Here is a 21,988-nt window from a genome sequence, read left to right as displayed (position 1 = left end):
TGCGCTGATAACTAGGCAAATTTACGTGTCAATATCGAGTCTATGGTAAGTAAATTTGACAATGTTAACGGTACAAAGTGCTGTTTGAAATGTATTTATTATCTAGGGCCTGTTGATCTTTGCTGGTTGAATTTTGTTCGAGTTAAAAACGTGTTAATCGAGGCGAATGGATTGTAGCCTAGTCACCTAAGCAACTCTTTATTTGTAAAGCATCGTTCAACAAAGAGTAAAACGTTTTTAGCCGAACCCTGTGGGCAGCGTTTGTTGGTCATTTTTACTGCGTTATCGACTTTTTATGTAACCTGAGCTCGGGATAAGGGATGAACTTATACTATTTAAAATCAACATGTTAACCACGCTCACTTTCAAGTTTGTCATTTGTTCTGCTAACAAGGCGAATTGACGCGTCAATAGCTAACCTCAACTCTGGATAAGAGATGTATTGATAACGATATAAATCAATAGATTGACTAAAATCCACTGTCAAGCTTGTGATTTGTTTTGCTAACAAGGCGAATTAACGCGTCAATAGCTAGCCTATTGCAAGTTAATTCAACGCAGTGAGGAAGGCAAAGGACTGCTTGAAAGGCGTTTGTTATCCAGAGCTGAGGTTAGCTAGCCTATTGTAAGTCGATTCAACGCAGTGAGCAGGGCAAAGGACTGTTTGAAAGGCATTTATTATCCCGAGCTCAGGTTATGTAGAATAACTACACCTCTAAGTCTTTGCCGCGCACTTGTATATGAGTAATGGCCAACAATTCGCTGCAAAAACAACCTTGAAAGGTCAACAGGACCTAGAGTTGAGGCTAGACTAATTAGGTAGTACTAATCTACCGCTTTAGTATAGGTTCGCTTTGCTGAAAGCAATAATAAGGTGTAGAATGGAACTTGATATGGATCACATTAATCTTTGCTAATGTGATTTAGGGTGCTTGTGTATGAAGGATGATATGTTAAAAGTTACTTCGGAAAATATACCTGTAAAAGAGCAAAGCTTAAGTGCTAGCTGTAAAAACTGCGATCGTATGATTGAGATCGAAGGCGAGATGGTGTGTTTTGAACATGGCAAAATTAAACGATTAATACCCGACCCTTCACCTCAAGCATTAATAAAAATGGTTTGCATTGGTTGGCGTAAAAAATAACCTTAAACATCAGCAATAGCTAATTTATCCTCACTTACATTACCTTCAGCTTTATTAACACACCTCAAGCCACCACAGCATCGCGACTACCTAGCATTAAATACACCATCAAGATGGTACTCGCCCATAAAAAACAGGTATAAAACCCCGTTGATTAACAAGGTTAGACAACAAATTAGATTATTCTACGCCTTTAGTGGCGACATATTGCTGTTCAATGGCTTTTGCTAACGTTAACCCACGAGTGGTCACTCGCAAGCCTGCACATAAATCATTATAAACAAGCTCGATTGCATCGTCAGACATATTACGGGTTTTCAGCATCGCCATAATCGCAAACCAATCCGTCGTCACTTGATGTCTGGTGCCTTCAAGCGCCGCTATTAACGCAATATTATGCACAAGTCACCTCCATACATCATTTTTCACCTCAAATTAACAACGACTCTTTAGGGTATATTGATCTTTGCTGGTTGAATGCTGCTCGAGTTAAGCACGTTTTAAACCGAAGCCTTGGTACTGCCTTTGTAAGTGATTTCAACAGCATTATCGACAGGTGATATAGCATAACAACACAAGCTTTAATTTAGTATCAATACGTATACACGTGCTGAAAACAACCTCAAAGAGCTACAGCCCCTTATCACCCAATAAACATTAACAAATAAGTGATTTCACTTATATTGCTAATAATAATATACCCACACTAAGAGATCATTAATATATCAACAAAACACCTGCTGCAATAAGAGAGTGTGTAACAATGTGTGCAAGATAAACCGACCCCATAGGTATTCGTGCGTATAAACAAGACTGCCAACAAACAGTGTCGTTAACGATTAAACTGAATCAATCAAACGAGTCGTGATGATAACACTCATAACCAACACGCCCGATATCACCAAATATGAGCCACAGTTGCGCATGTGCATGACACCTTATCGTTAAAATCAATATTAATGGTAAATAACATCAATTTAGCGCCAATAAAGGCCTACTAGGGTGCCCATAGATCAACCCCCTACGCCAAGTATGGTATCAATCAGTTAATGCTTCATCGCCAACGTTTTCATCGTCTTGTTCGTGCTGAATATGCCATAAACGAGCATATAACCCCTGCTGAGCCAATAAACTACTATGGGTGCCGTGCTCTACAATGCAACCTTTACTGAGCACAACAATCTGGTCTGCATCGATAATGGTTGATAACCTATGCGCAACAACAAGGCTTGTATGGCCTTTGGCGGCATCTCGCAATGCACTCAATATTGCTTGCTCTGACCGAGAGTCTAATGACGAGGTAGCCTCATCAAACACTAAAATGGGCGCCCCTTTTAACACTGCACGTGCTATAGCCACGCGTTGCTTTTCACCACCGGATAATTTTAAACCGCGCTCCCCTACTTTGGTGTCACCTTTATCGGGTAATGAATCGATAAAGTCGCTTAAGTGAGCTAACTGGGTAGCTTGCTTAATCTCTGCTTCGGTTGCATCAGGACGTCCATAACGAATGTTCTCGTATATAGAATCATTAAATAGCACGGTATCTTGAGGCACAACAGCAATTGCTTTTCGTAATGCAAGTTGAGTCAAATGACGAATATCAACGCCATCAATCGTAATCGCGCCACTGTTTACATCATAAAAACGAAAAAGCAGTTTAATGATGGTCGATTTACCGGCACCACTGTCGCCAACCACTGCGATTTTTTTGCCTGCTGGCACATCAAAACTGACCTTTTTCAATATACTTCTATCACCATATTGAAAACTCACATCATTAAACTGGATTGCGCCTATAGCAGGACTTAATGATGAGGCGCTATCTTGATCTTCTACTTTTGGCACATTTGCCATGATGTCAAACATGCGTTCAATATTAGCCAATGCCCCCCGGATTTCTCGATATACAAAACCTAAAAAGTTGAGCGGGATAAACAGTTGCATCATAAAGGCGTTAATCAAAACAAAATCACCAATGGTCATTTCCTCATGAACAACTTGGTGTGCTGCTAGCGCCATCATAGCGGTCATTGCAATGGCAATAATCAATGCCTGACCACCATTTAACGCCAGTAAAGATAAACGGTTTTTGCGTTTGGCGACTTCCCATTGCGCTAGCGCATTATCATAACGCTTTGATTCATATTCTTCGTTATTAAAATATTTTACCGTCTCATAATTTAATAAACTGTCTATTGCACGTGTATTGGCAAGTGAATCAGCTTTTGCAGCATCGCGTACATACCCAGTACGCCACTCTGTTGCACGAATGGAATAACCAATATAAGCAATGACTGACACTAGGGTAATCATCGCGAAACTGATGCCATAATTGAAAAAGAAAATGCCTATTACTAAGGTGATTTCAAGCAAAGTAGGTACAATATTAAACACCATAAAACGCATTAAAAAGCTCACACCACTGGTGCCTCGCTCAATGTCACGAGACAACCCACCTGTGCGACGATCAAGATGAAAGTCGAGATCTAAGCGATGTAAATGCTCAAACACTGCAAGCCCAAGACGACGGATAGCTCGCTCAGTCACACGACCAAATAAGGTATCCCGAACCTCGCCTATAATCACGTTTAAAAAACGTACCACACCGTACGCAACCACCAAACCCAAGGGCACAGCCAACCCTTGAACTACACTTGAATTGTCTAATGTGTCGACGAGGTTTTTTAAAATAAACGGTAAGCCTACACTCGCTATTTTAGCAATAATTAAACACATCATGGCCAATAGCACTCGGCCTTTAAACTCAATTAAATAGGGCCACAATAAACGTAAAACGTGCCAGTTTAGTTTCCCTACAGGGCCTTCAAAATACGCAGAAGGTCTCATCGCTTCTCCAGTGGTTATCCGCTTTATTAGCAGTACTCAATTACATATACCATTGTCTTATTATATTGCATTCTCTGATTAGATTTGTGTCACATTTTACTCTATCTCAAAGGGGCCATGACCCATCTCATGCACAACCGCTCAACACATGTAGCACTTTAGACTTACAAAATATCAGTACATATAGCTCAAACCGACTACTTTTTAATTTTTTTTCGTCAATTTTCCCTTTTAATGCCTAAATAGAGTTATTTCTAAGGTTTTTATTTGATACTCTTTGGGTATAAATAAACGACTGTTTGGTTATTCACAAACAACGATTTACAGTTTGAAGGATGCTTTATGTTGGATAGCTCGAAAGTTCAATACCCACCACTACAACTAATACAAACCTGGGTATGGATGATGATTGAATCTGGTAACCCTGAATTACAAGATAAAGGCCGTAATAATCTTATTTCTGCCTTTGGTAGTTTAGCAAAAGCAAATGAATACCTAAGTGAACAAATAAAAAAATAAGGCGCATTTAGCGCCTTATTTTTTATATTGATGTTACTTTCGGCGCTGCTTAACGCTTTGATTTAATGTGGCAAGTAGCGATTCGGTATCACTCCAACCAATACAAGCATCGGTAATACTTTGCCCATAACATAACTGAACGCCATCAATTAAATCTTGACGACCTTCAACCAAGTGGCTTTCAACCATTACACCAAAAATAGCCTTAGTGCCGGCAGCTATTTGGTTTGCAACGTCCTGTGCAACTAACATTTGTTTTTTATAATCTTTGCTGCTGTTTGCATGGCTAAAGTCAATCATGATGTTGTCTAGCAAGCCCGCTTTTTCAAGCTGAATGGAAATCTCTTTAACATGATTGGCGCTGTAATTGGGCTCACGTCCACCGCGCAAAATAATATGACAATCAGGATTGCCTTTAGTCGATACAATTGCAGAATGACCAAACTTAGTCACCGACAAAAAATGGTGCGGAGCATTGGCTGCGCCAATAGCATCAATGGCGACCTTTATCGTACCATCTGTGCCATTTTTAAAACCAACAGGACAAGACAAACCAGATGACAACTCACGATGAACTTGAGACTCAGTTGTACGTGCTCCAATAGCCCCCCAACACATCATGTCGGCAACATATTGCGGAGTAATCATGTCTAAAAACTCACCTGCTGTAGGCATTCCGTGATCATTTAAATCAACAAGAAGCTTACGCGCGGTTCTTAAACCATCATTTAACTGAAAACTATTATCCATGTAGGGATCATTGATCAACCCCTTCCAACCGACAGTTGTACGAGGCTTTTCAAAATACACCCGCATCACAATTTCAAGCTGCTCTTTGTATTGCTCACGCAAGGCAACCAAACGTTGTCCATATTCCAATGCCGCCACAGGATCATGGATAGAACAAGGACCAATAACAACCAGTAACCTATCATCTTTACGCGTTAAAATATTATGAATATTGTTGCGTGCATTAAACACGGTTGCAGATGCTTGCTCAGTTGCCGGAAATCGCTCAAGAATCGCAATAGGCGGCAGCAATTCTTTTATTTCATCGATACGAATATCGTCATTTTGATAATACATATGGTTACAACTCCAGCAAACCCACAATAGCGCTTATTCAATTGATTGGAAAAATAAGAATTAATTCATAAAAATGATATAAATACGATCCACAATACATCAGAAAAATGAACATAATTAGCCAATTTAACCAGTATCTATCGACAAATCAATCAAGTATTATTCATCTCAGCCGATACAAGGTTATTGTTTAAAGTCTATATAAAGGTTAGCGTTGATAAGTCTCATTCGCTCAATCAAAACATGTTGCCTGCCGTACACTTTGACACTATTGGTTATTAATTTAACTAAATCAACTACATGATAACAAGGAAGTGAGTTTCTCAATACACTAATGGCACCATAAGGAAGTTAACGTTTGAAATTTGGCATCTTGTTATTACTTGTTACACTTAGCTCATCCATGGGTTATCCCTTTGCAACGGCCACTGTAGTTGTCACTCCTCCAGAACAAAAACACCCATTGGTGGACCAACACGCTGCCTATTTTCAGCAAATGCCTACCACACCTATCAAGCAAGTCAGCTTTTCAACTAGTAACAGTATTGCACCCTACTTTTTTGCTGATCAACCACAAGGAGTGCAATACGATTTATTAGTCGCCGCCCTTAAACTCGAAGGAATGCATATAAAAGAGATAGTACATGCGCCCAATTTACGCGCACAACGTCTGGTTCAATCAAAAAAAGTAGATTGCATGATTAACACACCAGATAATGTTCAAGGCTTGTTTTACACCCAAAGTTTAATTGAATACCAAAACAGCGTATTTTATTTAACAAAAAATAAATTGGCGATCCATGAAATCCAAGATCTTAACAATGTAACTGTGTTAGGGTTTCAAAACGCTAAACAATATTTAGGCGAAGAGTTTAAAGCGCTTGCGACAGACCATGCAAACTACAGCGAAATATCAAATCAAAAAAGCCAGGTTGTTATGCTGTTTAATGGGCATATTCAATCCGTTGTGCTTGAGCAACGGATTTTTGAATATTACCGCCATTTGTTAAAAGATAGACTCAACACCGGGGTGTCAGTAACAGAAGTTCCGCTGTTTGATCCAGCCGAGCGAAAAATTGCTTGCCATGACAAAAATACTGCCGCTGCTGTTAATCATGCCATTTCTTCACTAAAGCAATCTTATCAATACCAAGAAATACTCAGTTTAGCTGAGCAAAATAATTACCAACCCACTGAGCATGTTAATTAATTGACTCGATAACCTTAGTGCCTGTTGAACCTTCAAGATTGTTTTGCAGCGAAAAAATCAACCGGCCCTATTGTTTTCTCATTGCTTGCAATTTACTTTGGTAACGTTGCTTATTGCTCACATCACTGAGTGCTAAAGCGCGCTTCAAATGTTTCTCGGCTAATCGCTCTTCACCAGTTGCCCAATACGCTCTGGACAGGCCAAAATAAAACTCATGCCGATAATCAGCCTTAGCAACTGCACGTTTGTACCAGACAAGGGCGTCTTGATATTGCCGATCAAAATAGGCTTGTTGAGCCATATCAAAGTAATAAAAGGGATTGTTAATCCGCGCAAGTTCAAGCACTTTATGGACTTGTGCCCACTCTTCTAAGCGATCTTGCTCCCCCAAGATCAAAGCCAAATTATATAGGGTAGATAAATCATTCGGATCAATGTTTAACGCGGCACGATAAACCTGTTCAGCCTCATTGCTGAAGCCTTTATGACGATAAATAACCGCGAGAGTATTAATAGCTGCAACATATTGTGGGTTTAACCTAATGGCTTCTTTGACCAATGCATACGCCCGATTATAGTCATTTTCAACTAGTGCTTCTGCTGCAACATTATTGTAGTACATCGCACTAAGTTGTCGCTTATTGACTTTCTGTTTTTCATAAGCTCTAACAGAACGCTCAGGTAAAAAATCAACAAGCACTTCAGCTCCCCGAAACACCACACTTTGGGTATTTTCTGGTGGAAGCAAACTTAAATTAACATGGCCATTGACCAAAAAAAATCCACCGCGGCGGTCCCAAATGGGTTCAACGTTAATATCATAAAACTCAACAGGTACTTTTAGCACATCGGCCAATGCCGCTGACAGCACCACCAATGACATACAATTGCCTTGTCGATTTAGCACCGTTTCACTGGCAGGACGAGTAAAATGATCCCGATATTCAAACCCACCAGCTTGTGCGCCAATATATTGAGCAAGCCATTCATTTGCTAGCTGATTGGTACTGCGCAGTGCATTGTTAGCTTGAAATTGGCGTCTAAATTGTGCAATAAACGGTTCGGGCAGATGATAAATTTCATCTAGGGATATCACATTTACCGGTGCAAAGTATTCATCATAAAATAAATCTTGCACATCCATAGGCTTAACGTGTGAAGAGGTCGATTGGCAAGCAGTCAGGCAACACGTTGCGATGATAAACACAACAAGATTAACACTCAGTTGAAATCCACTTTCAATTAGGCATAACGCGCTATTAGTGCTCCTTTTTGGGTGATTTGAAAACATAATTCAACCCTCAGATAGGAATAAACTATCTAAAAGCGTAGTCAATAGTTTAACTTTCAGCCACTCATTAGCGCCGTTTTATCATCCCGATAAAGTTCACTCAGGCAAGACGGAGCTTGGCTGATGAGGGTCAATTTGAATAAATAATTGCTGATCTTGATATTGATATGGTCGGTAATATTGCTGGCCACAATGAAAATATAAATATGCTGCATCCACTGCAATACAGTCTAATGGTAAGGCTTGTAAAATGATTAACTGTTGTTGCTGTCGAGTTATCTGCTGCCATTGATGATGTTGTAGCACATCGTCACGAACTGCAAAAGCATCGAAGGGTTCGGATGACTTTCGCACCACAATAGTACCCGCATAACAACACGTGCTGAATATCAACGCACACACTATGCAAACCACATCTAAATAATGCTTCATATTTAGACGCCTTATGTCGATTAATCTTATACCAGGGTTGTGGTCTTTGCCGCGCAATTGTATAGGTGAGTAGTGACCAACAATTCGCTGTAAAAACAAGCTTGAAAGCTCAGCCCCCCCCTAACAACTTATACCATTACGTATAATATCAAATAAAAAAAACAGAACCCTAAAGTTCTGTTTTTTTTGCATAAAAACTAATCAAATTATCCCGCTGATTTAACACTCACAAATTCAGGGTAGGCATCAACACCACAATCTGAAACATCCATACCGTTGTATTCTTCTTCCTCTGAAACACGGATACCCATGGTCATTTTTAATACAAACCACACAAGTAATGATGCCGCAAATACCCAAATGAAAATCACTGCAGCGCCGTATAACTGACTACCGAAACTCGCATCAGCATTTGATAATGGCACTAGCATTAATCCTAGGAAACCAGCTACACCGTGGACCGAAATCGCACCCACTGGGTCATCAATTTTGATACGGTCAAATGCAATGATAGAGAAGATAACGACAGCACCAGCAACTAATCCAATCACAGCAGCCATTAAGAATGAAGGTGATAATGGATCTGCTGTAATCGCCACTAAACCTGCCAATGCACCGTTAAGAATCATTGTTAAATCGGCTTTACCCCAAACAACTTTACATACAATTAGCGCAGAGATGGCACCAAAAGCAGCTGCTGAGTTAGTGTTTACGAAAATTTTAGCTACCGCTGTCGCATTTTCAGCGTCAGAAACCAATAACTGTGAACCACCATTAAAGCCAAACCAACCCATCCATAAAATAAACATACCTAACGTTGCCATTGGTAGATTTGAACCAGGAATAGGATTGACTTGACCATTAGCACCGTATTTACCTTTACGCGCACCCAGTAACAGTACGCCAGAAATTGCCGCTGCTGCACCAGCCATGTGCACAATGCCGCTACCAGCAAAGTCAAAGAAGCCTGCTTCAGATAAAAATCCGCCGCCCCAGGTCCAGTAGCCTTCAACTGGGTAAATTACCGCAGTCATAACAACAGAGAATGCTAAGAAAGACCAAAGCTTCATACGTTCAGCAACAGCACCAGAAACAATCGACATAGCCGTTGCCACAAACACAACTTGGAAGAAGAAGTCTGATTCTAATGCATGGTCAGCATCACTTGCTTGTGAGCCAATCAACGAACCAAATGAAGGTAAAATGCCACCTTCTGTGTTATCAACGTACATAATGTTATAACCAACTAACAAGAACATAGCGCATGCAATTGAGTACAAACATACGTTTTTAGTTAAAATTTCGGTGGTATTTTTAGAACGGACAAGTCCGGCCTCTAACATGGCAAATCCGGCTGCCATCCACATCACTAATGCACCTGAAATTAAAAAATAAAAGGTATCTAGCGCAAAACGTAATTCCGTTACTGTGAGCCCTAATTTTGTTAATTCTTCCATAATCGCCCCCTATAACGCTTCGTTATCTAGTTCACCCGTACGGATACGGATAGCTTGTTCTAATTCAGTCACAAAAATTTTACCATCACCTATTTTGCCGGTATGCGCAGCGGTAGTAATGGCTTCAATCAGCATCTCTAAATTTTCAGCTTTAGTGGCAATTTCTAGTTTTACTTTAGGTAAAAAGTCCACTTGATATTCTGCACCACGATAAAGCTCTGTGTGCCCCTTTTGACGACCAAAGCCTTTTACTTCGGTGACAGTCATACCTTCAATGCCCATGCCTGCAATAGCTTCACGGACATCATCCAATTTAAATGGCTTGATGATAGCGCTGACGAGTTTCATCCCGACCTCCAAAAGTGTGAAAAAATGTAGTTGTTATTGATTTGTTGAATTAGCTAATTCAATCATCAGGCCACTTTTTTAAGATATTGTTTTTATAGGGGTAAATCTAAATCAACTTATTTTCAGTGCATACAAAAGCACCAATGGTGTGCATTAAAAAAGCAACACCGCTTTATTTTGGTGCAACGGTATTGTTTAACGATTTAATGGGTTATATCGAAGGCGAGGCAAGTGATAGCGGTAATAGCGAGAGTACAAGACATGTCTGTTTGATGTGATGCCGATGGCGATGGCGATAAATAGCGCAATTAAGGTATCCGCAAATAGATAAAAAAACCGCTCAACAAGAGCGGTTTAGCTTATTGATTTACCAGCAAGGGCATTAACCGCTCGTTGGTCATTGCAAATTACTTGTAGGTAGCTTCGCGTTTTTTAGCTTCTTCTTTCCACTTAGGAACCAGTGTTTTCTTGAATTCAGCTTTTTCAGCATTCATGGTTTTCATGTCCATGCCCAATGCTGCTTGTGCTTTCGCTTTAGTTGACGTATCGGGGTAAGCAATTGGTTGCTTAACACCTTTAGCGGCTAATAATTGTGCTAGTTTCACACGAGCATCAGCGGCTTTATCAACTGCGGTACCTAAAATGCGTAGTGCTTCGTCAGGAGCATGAGCAGACGCACCGTGTGATGCTGTCGCAAAATCCCAACGCCATTGTGAATGACGAATATCCATCAGGATAGGCTTCATCTCTGCTTCAGTGGCACCGGCATCCCAAGCAGCTTTGGCTTCAAAGTGAGCTTTAACTAATTGCGCTTCTGCACGTTCTTTTATTTCTTGAACTTTTGCTTTACGTTTATGCGTTAGGTCCACCAAAAACTCTTTGCTTTGAGTGTGACAAGTTGCACAGGTTTCTTCAAAGCGGTCAAATGGATTACCCACTTTATGGTCGGTGTATTTACGGCCTTTGTCGTTAGTCACTTTCGGCATATGACAATCAACACAGCTGACATTATTTTGACCGTGAACACCTAACTGCCAAGTTTCATATCCTGGGTGCTGCGCTTTTAGCATCGGGGTTTTAGACACAGCGTGAGTCCAATCAGAGAACTCCATGCTGTCATAGTACACTTCCATTTGCTCAACAGTGGTGCCCATATCCCAAGGGAATTTTACAAAGTTTGGACGCTCTGCTGTTTTTTCAAAATAGTACTCTACGTGACATTGAGCACACACCATTGACTGCTTGTCTTTGCGAGACGCTTTATCAAATGGCGTGTTCAATGTTGTCATAGCACGATCTGCAAACGGACGTGACATACGTAATTTAGGTGAGCCTTTTTCATGGCAGTCCGCACAGCCAAGTGTGTTAACCATTTCTGGGCCGCCTTTAGCCCATTTACCGCTAAAATAGCCATCTTCCCCTTGCTCTTCAATCACGCGAGGCACATCAGGGCTTTTACAGCTCCAACAGGCCATTGGCATTGGGCCATCTTCAGCATTTTTAGGCGCACCTGTACGTAATGTATTGGTGACGTCTGTTACCGCATACATGTGACCACGCGGTGCGTTATAGTCTTTTGCGAAACCGTAACCAGCCCACAATACGACTAAACTAGGAACTTGCTCTAGCATATCAACAACTTCTTCGCTTTCTGCTGTTGCATGCCAGCTGTTGTATTGATTAGAAAATTTATCTTTATAAACCTCATTACGGGGTTCGGTTTTATCACTCGCCATTGCGCCTGCAGCCATAAAGCTCGCTGCAATAACGGCACTGAGTGCAATTGATTTTGCGTTCATCTTCATCACCCTTTATCTCCGTGTTACATTATATTTAGTTTAATAACCACGACATCTCCAAGGTCAAAAGTAGCTATTAAGCGTCAATTTAGACATACCCCTTATGGGGTATAGAGAGGAAAGTTTGCGCCAGATCAACATGTAAACAGGATGTATCTCACAGTTCTGTAAACTCGTTAATGTAATGCAGGTATACCTAATGTAGAACACACTATTGGACAGGAGAAAAAGCCATACTTTTGTCTGATCCAAATTTCTTTTTCGACATGCAAAGTAGGATTTTATGTTTACTCGAGGCAGTCTTACCTCCACCATTTTAGGCCTAATGCTATTACTGATTTTACTGTCATCAAGCTTGGCCGTGTTTTCTATCGTTAACTTAACTTTTAGTCTCGATGACGCAAAAGGGATCAATGCTTCAGGCTCAATGCGCATGCAAAGCTATCGTTTATTGCTTTTTACCAACGCAGGTAGCATCAACACTAACGAAAAAATTATCGAGTTTGAAAACACCCTTAATTCTAGTGCATTAAAAAGAACACTTGCCTGGTACAGCCCACAGGAGCTGAGCGACCAATATTTGTTGGTTATCGACAAGTGGCAAGTAATGAAAACCTACGTAGAAGAAGGGAATGCTCGCCTGTATTCGGCGGCACTAAAAGATTTTGTCGATACCATTGATACGCTCGTATTAAAAATGGAATTGTTTGCCGCATTTAAATTAAAGTTACTGGTCATTGGGCAGATTGTTGGGTTAGTTATCTTGCTGTGCATTGCATTTATTGCCGTGATATTTACCCGTAAACGAGTTGTTAAACCCCTACAATTATTGATGGACAGTGCGGCCACCATTTCTAAAGGTAACTTTAAAGTGAAGATGCCTAAAACGGATTATATAGAGCTCACCGCGCTGGGTAATGCACTCCAAAAAACAGCGGCAGAACTAGCTAATTTATACGAGGATTTAGAAGGCCAAGTTAACGAAAAAACCGTAGCCCTCACCCGAGCCAATAATGAACTCAGTTTTCTCTATGATAATCTCGTCATGCTTCATGCCGATAAACTAGACTACAAGGCATTGCAATCTGCAATCAATCAGCTGAAAGATTTCGAGGGCCTCGATTATCTCAGATTAGTGATTAAACACGAAGATGGCACAAATGATGTGATTAATGCGCTAGGCGGTTGGCCCAAAAGCACAACAAGGATCGATTCGGTACAATTTCCATTAACTATCGAGGTGACCCAACTGGGTTATTTAGATGTTATATGCTCGAAACCATTGAATCGGCAGTTATTTCATAATTTTGCCATGATGTTGTCACGCTCAATTACGATCCACAATGCAACAGAGCAACGCCAGCAATTAGCGCTAATGGAAGAGCGAGCGGTTATCGCAAGAGAATTACACGACTCCATTGGCCAAGTATTATCCTTTTTAAAAATTCAGGTCAGCTTGCTTAGAAAAAGCTTGGATCTAAATTGCCGCAGCCCAGAAGTCGAAGAGCAGTTGATAGAGATCAACGAAGGTGTCAGTACCGCCTATGTACAATTACGCGAGTTACTATCAACATTTAGGTTAACCATTAAAGAGCCTAATTTAAGCCAAGCTATTGAGGTCATGCTCGACCAGTTACGCCAACAAAGCGATGTTGATATTAAGCTTAATTACAAACTGTCAGCGCATTTATTAGAAGCAAAACAACATATTCATATTTTACAATTAATTCGAGAAGCCACACTTAACGCAATAAAACACGCCAAACCGACTCATATAATGATAGATTGTCAGTTAACAACAAATAATATGATAACCATAGCGATATGCGATGATGGTATTGGTGTGTCACATTTACAAGAACGCGACCAGCATTTTGGCATTGGTATCATGCATGAACGAGCCAATAAATTAGATGGTATCGTGTCGTTCAATAGTAATCAGCATGGCGGCACGACCGTTACGCTCAGTTTCCCCCCTCAACAGGAGCCATTAAATGGGTAAGCCGTATTCCGTACTTGTTGTCGATGATCACCCTTTGCTACGTCGTGGCATTTGTCAATTGATCACCTCCGACAGTGACTTTTTACTTTTTGGCGAAACAGGCACAGGTCTAGACGCACTCACAGCCGTTGCAGAAAATGAACCCGATATCATTTTGCTCGACTTAAATATGAAAGGCATGTCTGGCCTAGACACCCTTAACGCCATGCGCCAAGAAGGGGTAACCGCAAGAATTGTGATCTTAACCGTATCTGACGCTAAGCAAGATGTTATTAGGCTGCTGCGCGCAGGTGCCGATGGCTACTTGCTTAAAGACACTGAGCCAGATTTATTGCTTGAGCAACTCAAAAAAGCCATGTTAGGTCATCGAGTGATCAGCGAAGAAGTTGAGGCTTATCTCTACGAATTAAAAAATGCCACTGATGACAACACCTGGATTGAAAACCTCACCCCGCGTGAGCTACAAATACTACAGGAACTGGCCGAAGGAAAAAGTAACCGTATGATTTCTGAAGATTTACATATTAGTGAAGGTACGGTTAAAGTGCATGTAAAAAACCTACTGCGTAAGGCTAATGCAAAATCAAGAACCGAAATGGCTGTTAGGTATCTCAATAATTAAGATCCGTTAATTCTTATGATCTGGTGAACTCTGTCTTACTGAGGCGATACAGTGCAGCCCTGTGATACTGGGCCGCATTAGAATCATGCTCTGTTGCACAAATAATCAGTTAAGTATGCCTTTATAATCGGGCACATACGATTTTAAAGGCATACCACATCGAATAAATGACAATGTCATTATTTTTGCTCAATAAATTCGAGCCAACTTTGCAGCACAGATTCAAAATCCTCTAAACCGCAATACGACTCAGACTCGGCATCGTACAAATTCATTGCGTCATCTAGTTCATGCTCTTCATCAAAATCTATCACATTAGCAAAAACTCTAACCTGTTCAGAATCGATATCAATGGTTAAATCAGCGCCAATATTACGCCAGTGATTTTTACCGCCAGTCTTAATGAGAGAAATTTGAGAAAGAATATGATTAGCACGCTGATCATCCACGCCTAACTCTTCAGCAAACCAGCGGCCAAGTACCTCATGATCCATACTAAACTCAGCAAAAACCGTCCCTTCTAAACGGTTACGACGAAATTGGTATTCCATTATTGTTGCTCTGTAATTAGCGTTATCACTATTTTAACCGAAGAACACCAAACCTGCTGCTTGTTATCTAATCTAATCCGCACTAATAAACCTGATCTCGGGATAAGGGATGAACTTATACTATTTAAAATCAACATGTTACCCATTCTCACCTTCAAGCTTGTCATTTGTTCTGCTAACAAGGCGAATTGACGCGTCAATAGCTAACCTCAACTCTGGATAAGAGATGTATTGATAACGATATAAATCAATAGATTGACTAAAATCCACTGTCAAGCTTGTGATTTGTTTTGCTAACAAGGCGAATTAACGCGTCAATAGCTAGCCTATTGCAAGTTAATTCAACGCAGTGAGGAAGGCAAAGGACTGCTTGAAAGGCGTTTGTTATCCAGAGCTGAGGTTAGCTAGCCTATTGTAAGTCGATTCAACGCAGTGAGCAGGGCAAAGGACTGTTTGAAAGGCATTTATTATCCCGAGCTCAGGTTAATAAGGTTAAACATCAGAAAGGTATAAGGTTTTACCAGCCATAATCGTTATAATACTCGTGTGTTAATCAAAAATACACCCACTTTCTTTGCGTTCTCGCTATTTGAAAGGAGCACCATTGCAACATAACCACATCTTAATCAAAAACGACTGGAAACATTCTCAGTGGTCATTTATTAATGCGCAATGGTATAAACTTGGGGCGAACTTAAAAATAGCGTAAATTGCTGTAATAGCGAATACTTGGAAGAATCAACAATGAATACCGGTTTTATTTATAGCTTGCTGTTAACTGGGCCAAATGCTGGGCAATCACTTAGCGAAGAGCAAGTGGCTCAATGGCAACCTCAAGACGGCTTATTATGGCTTCATCTTCGTTATCGAGAACCCAAAGCCCGTAAATGGATCCTCAACTCTGGTTTAGAGCGTGTCGAAACCGATACTTTGTTAGCCACAGACACTCGCCCGCGCGTAGTAAACTCCAGCAAGGGCGTACTGTTAGCGCTTAGAGGCGTTAACCTCAACCCGAATTCAGATCCTGAGGATATGGTGGCGATACGCATTTATGCTGAAGAACATAAAATCATTTCTACCTGTGAGCGTCAATTGCAATCGGTTGTCGATATTGCTGATGCCATTGCTCAAGGTAAGGGGCCTATCGACACAGCAGCCTTTATTATGGCCATTTGTGAGCGCTTAACCCAACGTAAAGTTGAGTTTATTGGCAAACTCGAAGAACAGCTCGATGAATTAGAAGAGCGTGTTGTCACCCAGGTCAACAAATCCTTGCGTACTGAGATTGCTGAACTGCGCAGACAAACCGTGGTATTGCGTCGTTACCTAGCGCCGCAGCGTGAAGCATTTTCGAGGATGTTACATGAAACCAGCGAGCTATTTGACGATAACGATAAACTGCGTTTGCGCGAAATTCATGAAACCTTAATTAGAGTCATTGAAGATCTCGATGCCATTCGTGACAGGGCCAGCGTGACCCAAGAAGAACTGCAATCACAACAGTCTGAACAAGTGAACCAAAGGCTGTACTTTTTATCTTTAATCTCAGCCGTTTTTTTACCACTTGGCTTTTTAACAGGCCTGCTGGGCGTCAATATTGGGGGGATTCCAGGTGCTGAAACTAACTGGGCATTTGCGGCATTCTGCGGTGGCTTATTTGCGCTTATCGCCTTGCAAATGTATTTATTTTATCGCTTGAAGTGGCTGTAATTGATTAATATTGATTACAGTCAGTTTCGTAAACAACGCTGAGCTCAACTGCTTCTACCGTTGCCAATAGTCATCAGAACTCTGGAAATAAAAAAGGACGCTTAGCGTCCTTTTGTCATTAACTCAATCATTTGGGCGTTAACACCAAACACGAGTCAAGGCTTTGTCTGCAGATTATTTGGTCGCAGCAGCGGCGGCTTTTTCTACCGACACAAGTTCAACTTCAAAAATCAATGTTGAATTAGCAGGAATAGTGCCAGTATCACGGTCACCATAGGCAAGTTCAGCAGGGATAACAAACTTATACTTAGCACCAACAGACATTAACTGAACACCTTCAGTCCAACCTGGAATAACGCGGTTTAATGGAAACTTAGCCGTTTCGCCACGAGCATAAGAACTGTCAAACTCAGTACCATCAATTAACGTACCACGGTAATGCACTTCTACAGTGTCTTCTGCGGCCGGTTTGTCACCTTTGCCTGCTGCTAACACTTCATACTGTAAACCTGACTCAGTGGTGGTCACGCCTTCTTTAGCTTTGTTCTCTTCTAAGAACTTTTTGCCTTCAGCAATAGCTTTAGCCGCTAACGCTTCTGCTTGCTCTAAACGTTTGTCGTTTAATTTTTTATCTAGGTTTTGTAATACAGTTTGCATTTCTTCTTCAGTTAACTGCATTTCTTCGCCTAGGCCATCGCTAAAGCCTTTGATAACCATAGTACGATCAACAGCAAAGCCTAATTCTTCTTGCTCTTTAATGTGACCAGACATGTACTTACCAATTGAACCACCCACACTGTATGCTTCTTTTTGAGCGTCAGTTGTTAGCTCTACTTTTTTTGGTGCAGCGTCTTGTTCTTGGTTACATGCAGTCAATCCAACAACAGCTAATGCAACTAACGATAATTTGTAAATAGATTTCATTAAAGCTTCCTCAGCATCATCCTTTAGTGGTTACAATAACCTAATACATTCTAACAACGAGATGTTTTAGTGGTCATGTTCGCCTGCCACTTTATACTAGTTAATGGGGTTATACCATTGGGTCAACCTTATATCACAGGGTTTAGGACAATAATTCAAGGGGCAAGTTCATGACACAGGGTTCAATGCTGCTTTTTTGCTCAACTTGGCTGTGCGTATGGTGTTTATCTGCTTGCCAACCTGCACCAAATAAAGTCATCGAAATTACCACCGATGCCAGTTACAGTGCCAGCCTATCTGACAATGCTCAATTAGCATTAGTGAGCACCGCTAATAATGGTGTACAAGTATGGGACCTCACAGGCCCCAGTATGTCTTACCAGTGGCTTCAAGGAAAAAAAGACGACACCAGTAATGTTATTGATACGGCGATGTCTGCCAATAACACCTTTGCCGCAACCATTAGCCATAATTCATTAGCCATTTGGCGTTTAGATGACGGCAGTTCTGTCGGTTGGTGGTCACTGCCCTCTTACGCTCAAAGTGTTGCTATCGCCAATAATGGCCAAACACTAGTGGGCCTTGTTGATGGTTCAGTAATGTCATTATCACCACAAAAAAATCGCTTAATTCAATTTTTAGGCCACCAGGAAAAGGTAAATAGCGTATCAATTTCTGCCGATGGTCAAACGGCACTAACAGGCGGTAATGATGGCAAAGTCATGCTATGGAATAGCCAAACTGGGCAGCCTATACAGCAGTGGCAATTGGGCTCACGAATAACCAAAGTACTCATTAATCATAGTGGCAGTTTAAGTTTTGCCGCTGATATCACCGGTAATGCAGCAATATGGCAATCCATAAGTGGAAGTAAAGTCAGCCAGTTAAATATCGTTCGCAGGCAAATGAACTTCTCTTCAGCGCGTTTTGTCAAAAATGATCAGCAACTACTGACTGGCACACCGTCTAAAGAACTATTTTTATGGCAAATAAACTCTGGTAAAGCCCTAGGTCACTGGCAAGTACAACTGAGTAAAAACACCCAAAACAGAGGCGCTGTAGTATACTCTGCCGCAATGACCCCACAAGGCACCATTGTCAGTATAAGTAGCCAAGGTTTAATTGAATATTGGCAGCAGTAACAACCCTAATTTAGAGGTATACATGGAGCACATTTTGCAAAAGATAGACGACCTTGAAATGAAACTATCGTTTCAAGAAGTCATGATAGAAGATCTGAACCAAGAAGTGATTAAACTCAATACATTAGTTGCCAGACAACAACAGCAAATGATACTAATGGTAAGTAAAATGCAGGCGATGGAGCCAAGTAACATGGCCTCTCAAGCTGATGAAACACCGCCGCCACACTATTAATATAGCTTACAAAAACAGGTTAAAAACACGATATAATCTCTGGCAAATAGCGATTATTTATTCAAATGAGAATTAGCAGGCAAGCATGCATCCAAATCAGTACCTCACAATAGCCAAAACAGGTGACGAAATCCTCACACTGACAGCGACTCCTGTGACGGTGTTTGATGATAATTTAGCGGCATTAGCCCATAAAATGTTATTGACCATGCAGCAAGCAAACGGCGTGGGTATTGCAGCCACACAAGTGTTTAGTCGCGCCGCAATGTTTATCATGGCATCCAACCCAAACGAGCGATATCCTGACGCCCCAGTAATGGTGCCAACAGTGGTGATTAATCCTAAAATTTTGTCAGCGTCTTCTGCCACAGAAATGGGTATTGAAGGCTGCCTGTCCATCCCAGGAAAACGCCTAAGTATTGCGCGGCACAGTCAAATCGAAGTGCAATACCAGTCGCTTGACGGGCAACTGCAACAACAAGTATTACAGGGCTTTGTGGCGCGTATTTTCCAACATGAATATGATCACTTACAAGGCATTACTTTGCTTGAGCGGACTTGCTTAATGTCGCCGCAACCCGAGGTGATGCCATGCTAAAATCACTGTCTATATCATTATCGCTGCTGTTTGGATTAACAGGCTGTGCTTATAACAGTGTTTTTGTTAATTACCCCTCACAAATTGCGCCACATAAGCAAGCGTTAAACAGCGACACGCCCACGGCAAATATTAGTGAATTAGCAGACAATATTAACAGCAATGACGGCTTACTCTATGCGCAAGAGTCGGGACGAATTATGCAAGTTGCTGGCGATTTTGAGCGCAGTAAAACCTATTATCAACAAGCGATTTCGGCATATCAGGCCTTTGACGATAAAGCCATTATCAGTGCCAGCAAGCTCGGCTCAGGTGCAAGCAGTTTATTATTAAACGACAATGCAATACCTTATCGCGGCCCCGGTTACGAGCGAATTATGGTGCACCAGTATCAAGCATTAAATTATTTATTTAGTGGCGACACACAAGGTGCCCTAGTTGAAGTACGCCGCAGTAACGAGTTGCAAAGCATGGAGCAAGCGCGTTATCAACAATCGCAAAAGTCGGTGCAAAATATGGCTAATGGCACCATCGATGCGCAAATGGCACAATTGGGTCAATCAGCTGGGACGGTAACAAGTTCATTTTTAAATGCATACAGTTATTATATTACAGGCTTATTGCACGAGTTAGCTAACGAACCTAATGACGCATTTATCGATTACCGTAAAGCGGCACAAATCACCCCAGACAACCGTTATTTGCAACAGGATTTGGTACGTTTAGCAAAGCAATTAGCCATGCCTCAATATGACGAATTTAAACAGCGATGGGGAGATACCGTTTTACCTGGCGAACAGCAAGGCCAAGTCATATTGATTGTTGAGCGAGACTTTGTACCTGAAAAACAAAGTATTACTGTACCATTTCCAATCAATGGCAACATACAAAGTGCATCGCTAGCCACATACCAACCTCAGCCGTATCTCAATTCAACCAGCCTCATTCACGGGTTAGGTGAAGAAAATGTAGAAGCGCAAAATATTGCCAATATCAGCGCGCTTGCCATCAATGCGTTAAAAGAAGATTTGCCTGGTGCGTTATTTCGCCAAGCGGCAAGAATTTATGCCAAATACGAATTAAATCAAAGTGTGCAAAGTGGTAGCAGGCGGGCAAACAATCAAGTTGATGCGGGTGCGCTTGTGATGCAAATTTTCAACGTGATTAGCGAACAAGCAGACCGTCGTAGCTGGTTAACCTTGCCACGCCAAGCACAAATAGCAAAGCAGTTTATCGATGCTGGCACCTACGATATACGCCTAAATAACAGCCAAAATGTCAAAATTGAAGTAAAACCGAACCGTACAACAATAATTTGGGCAATAGAGACTGGAAATCGTACCCGTTTTTATTCGATAATCATCTAATAGATGATAACCCTTATCAACTGTCACTCATCACCAATGGAATTTATTATGAAAAACTTGAAACTGATATTTGTGTTAGCCGCAGTGATAGGGCTAAGTGCCTGTCAATCTAAAGTAGAGTACGGCGACGCCACTGAAGTCGAAACGGTTAACGAAAACTTTGGCTCAACGGACCTGCAAGACATTGCCGCTAAAATGGTCGACAGCATGATGACATTCCCACCTGTGGTTGTTATTACCCAAAATAATCGTCCAATTATTTTTGTCGATAAAATTAAAAACAAAACCTCAGAACATATTGATACCGAGTCTGTCACTGACACCATCAGCAACAAGTTGCTGCGCTCTGGTAAATTTCGTTTTATCGACATGACAAAAGTGGATACCGTACGTAAACAATTAGATTACCAAAATAATGCTGGCATGGTAGACCCTACAACCGCCATTAAATTTGGCCGTCAAATTGGCGCGCAGTATATGCTTTATGGCAACCTATCAAGCATTGTGAAGCAAGATGGCAGCACCAAAGACGTCTATTATAAAATGACCATGCGTTTAATGGATTTAGAAACCGGCTTAATTGAATGGTCTGACGAAAAAGAAATCCGCAAGGTTAAATCGAAGTCATTTTTGGGCTTGTAATACTCAAGCACATAGCAATAAAGCCGACATTGATGTCGGCTTTTTCATACACCCAATA

The 21,988-nt window shown here is 41.2% G+C and carries 21 protein-coding genes; 11 read left to right on the top strand and 10 right to left on the bottom strand.

Going from position 1 to position 21,988, the window contains the following annotated elements; translation table 11 throughout:
• Positions 1 to 938: 938 nt before the first annotated feature.
• A complete protein-coding gene (locus tag L2703_RS14690; RefSeq protein ID WP_248971829.1) occupies positions 939 to 1,145 on the top strand; it encodes a hypothetical protein in 207 nt (68 codons plus the stop codon).
• A gap of 180 nt (positions 1,146 to 1,325) precedes the next feature.
• Here the strand turns inward: L2703_RS14690 and L2703_RS14685 are convergent, their stop codons facing one another.
• On the bottom strand, positions 1,326 to 1,547 hold the full coding sequence (locus L2703_RS14685) for a hypothetical protein (protein WP_248971828.1): 222 nt from the start codon (positions 1,545 to 1,547) through the stop codon (positions 1,326 to 1,328).
• Between the two features lie 636 nt (positions 1,548 to 2,183).
• A complete protein-coding gene (locus L2703_RS14680) occupies positions 2,184 to 3,995 on the bottom strand; it encodes an ABCB family ABC transporter ATP-binding protein/permease (RefSeq protein ID WP_248971827.1) in 1,812 nt (603 codons plus the stop codon).
• 342 nt (positions 3,996 to 4,337) lie between these two features.
• On the opposite strand from L2703_RS14680, the gene L2703_RS14675 reads away from it, so the two are divergent.
• Positions 4,338 to 4,514, top strand: coding sequence for a hypothetical protein (locus tag L2703_RS14675; RefSeq protein WP_248971826.1), 177 nt, complete (start codon positions 4,338 to 4,340; stop codon positions 4,512 to 4,514).
• A 33-nt stretch (positions 4,515 to 4,547) separates the two neighbouring features.
• Here the strand turns inward: L2703_RS14675 and aroG are convergent, their stop codons facing one another.
• Positions 4,548 to 5,600, bottom strand: a complete 1,053-nt coding sequence (gene aroG / locus L2703_RS14670; RefSeq protein WP_248971825.1) for a 3-deoxy-7-phosphoheptulonate synthase AroG — start codon at positions 5,598 to 5,600, stop codon at positions 4,548 to 4,550.
• A 358-nt stretch (positions 5,601 to 5,958) separates the two neighbouring features.
• Here aroG and L2703_RS14665 point away from each other — a divergent pair, with 358 nt between their 5' ends.
• Positions 5,959 to 6,810 (top strand): substrate-binding periplasmic protein, encoded by an 852-nt coding sequence (locus tag L2703_RS14665; RefSeq protein ID WP_248971824.1) that lies wholly within the window; start codon positions 5,959 to 5,961, stop codon positions 6,808 to 6,810.
• Positions 6,811 to 6,877: 67 nt separating this feature from the next.
• Here the strand turns inward: L2703_RS14665 and L2703_RS14660 are convergent, their stop codons facing one another.
• The 5 genes from L2703_RS14660 to nrfA form a co-directional block, all read right to left on the bottom strand.
• Entirely contained in the window at positions 6,878 to 7,954 is a 1,077-nt protein-coding gene (locus tag L2703_RS14660; RefSeq protein ID WP_248971823.1) for a tetratricopeptide repeat protein, read from the bottom strand.
• 243 nt (positions 7,955 to 8,197) lie between these two features.
• Positions 8,198 to 8,533 carry a hypothetical protein gene (locus L2703_RS14655; protein ID WP_248971822.1) on the bottom strand — a complete coding sequence of 112 codons (336 nt, stop codon included), beginning with the start codon at positions 8,531 to 8,533 and terminating at the stop codon, positions 8,198 to 8,200.
• Positions 8,534 to 8,739: 206 nt separating this feature from the next.
• The gene (locus tag L2703_RS14650; RefSeq protein ID WP_188738891.1) at positions 8,740 to 9,990 is read right to left on the bottom strand and encodes an ammonium transporter; all 1,251 of its coding nucleotides are present in this window, start codon (positions 9,988 to 9,990) and stop codon (positions 8,740 to 8,742) included.
• Between the two features lie 9 nt (positions 9,991 to 9,999).
• Complete coding sequence (locus L2703_RS14645) at positions 10,000 to 10,338, bottom strand: P-II family nitrogen regulator (protein ID WP_160053502.1); 339 nt, start codon at positions 10,336 to 10,338, stop codon at positions 10,000 to 10,002.
• 407 nt (positions 10,339 to 10,745) lie between these two features.
• A complete protein-coding gene (gene nrfA, locus L2703_RS14640; RefSeq protein ID WP_418359015.1) occupies positions 10,746 to 12,143 on the bottom strand; it encodes an ammonia-forming nitrite reductase cytochrome c552 subunit in 1,398 nt (465 codons plus the stop codon).
• Between the two features lie 277 nt (positions 12,144 to 12,420).
• Between nrfA and narQ the strand changes: the two genes are divergently transcribed.
• Positions 12,421 to 14,139 (top strand): nitrate/nitrite two-component system sensor histidine kinase NarQ, encoded by a 1,719-nt coding sequence (gene narQ / locus L2703_RS14635; RefSeq protein ID WP_248971820.1) that lies wholly within the window; start codon positions 12,421 to 12,423, stop codon positions 14,137 to 14,139.
• The gene (locus tag L2703_RS14630; protein ID WP_248971819.1) at positions 14,132 to 14,761 is read left to right on the top strand and encodes a response regulator; all 630 of its coding nucleotides are present in this window, start codon (positions 14,132 to 14,134) and stop codon (positions 14,759 to 14,761) included. Before narQ ends, L2703_RS14630 begins: the two co-directional genes overlap by 8 nt.
• A gap of 179 nt (positions 14,762 to 14,940) precedes the next feature.
• Here the strand turns inward: L2703_RS14630 and L2703_RS14625 are convergent, their stop codons facing one another.
• A complete protein-coding gene (locus L2703_RS14625) occupies positions 14,941 to 15,312 on the bottom strand; it encodes a YacL family protein (RefSeq protein ID WP_248971818.1) in 372 nt (123 codons plus the stop codon).
• Between the two features lie 744 nt (positions 15,313 to 16,056).
• Between L2703_RS14625 and L2703_RS14620 the strand changes: the two genes are divergently transcribed.
• Positions 16,057 to 17,022 (top strand): zinc transporter ZntB, encoded by a 966-nt coding sequence (locus L2703_RS14620; RefSeq protein ID WP_248971817.1) that lies wholly within the window; start codon positions 16,057 to 16,059, stop codon positions 17,020 to 17,022.
• A 174-nt stretch (positions 17,023 to 17,196) separates the two neighbouring features.
• On the opposite strand, the gene fkpA is transcribed toward L2703_RS14620, so the two are convergent.
• On the bottom strand, positions 17,197 to 17,946 hold the full coding sequence (gene fkpA / locus L2703_RS14615) for an FKBP-type peptidyl-prolyl cis-trans isomerase (protein ID WP_248971816.1): 750 nt from the start codon (positions 17,944 to 17,946) through the stop codon (positions 17,197 to 17,199).
• A gap of 170 nt (positions 17,947 to 18,116) precedes the next feature.
• Between fkpA and L2703_RS14610 the strand changes: the two genes are divergently transcribed.
• The 5 genes from L2703_RS14610 (at position 18,117) to lpoB (ending at position 21,930) form a co-directional block, all read left to right on the top strand.
• Entirely contained in the window at positions 18,117 to 19,088 is a 972-nt protein-coding gene (locus L2703_RS14610) for a WD40 repeat domain-containing protein (protein WP_248971815.1), read from the top strand.
• Between the two features lie 22 nt (positions 19,089 to 19,110).
• Entirely contained in the window at positions 19,111 to 19,323 is a 213-nt protein-coding gene (locus tag L2703_RS14605; protein ID WP_248971814.1) for a SlyX family protein, read from the top strand.
• Positions 19,324 to 19,408: 85 nt separating this feature from the next.
• Positions 19,409 to 19,921, top strand: a complete 513-nt coding sequence (gene def, locus L2703_RS14600) for a peptide deformylase (RefSeq protein WP_248971813.1) — start codon at positions 19,409 to 19,411, stop codon at positions 19,919 to 19,921.
• On the top strand, positions 19,915 to 21,288 hold the full coding sequence (locus L2703_RS14595; protein WP_248971812.1) for a COG3014 family protein: 1,374 nt from the start codon (positions 19,915 to 19,917) through the stop codon (positions 21,286 to 21,288). Before def ends, L2703_RS14595 begins: the two co-directional genes overlap by 7 nt.
• A 48-nt stretch (positions 21,289 to 21,336) precedes the next feature.
• The gene (gene lpoB / locus L2703_RS14590) at positions 21,337 to 21,930 is read left to right on the top strand and encodes a penicillin-binding protein activator LpoB (RefSeq protein ID WP_188958353.1); all 594 of its coding nucleotides are present in this window, start codon (positions 21,337 to 21,339) and stop codon (positions 21,928 to 21,930) included.
• Positions 21,931 to 21,988: the final 58 nt, after the last annotated feature.

The sequence above is a fragment of the Shewanella basaltis genome (assembly GCF_023283885.1).
Taxonomy (GTDB): Bacteria; Pseudomonadota; Gammaproteobacteria; order Enterobacterales; family Shewanellaceae; genus Shewanella; species Shewanella basaltis.
This window is presented reverse-complemented; position numbering and strand designations above follow the sequence as displayed.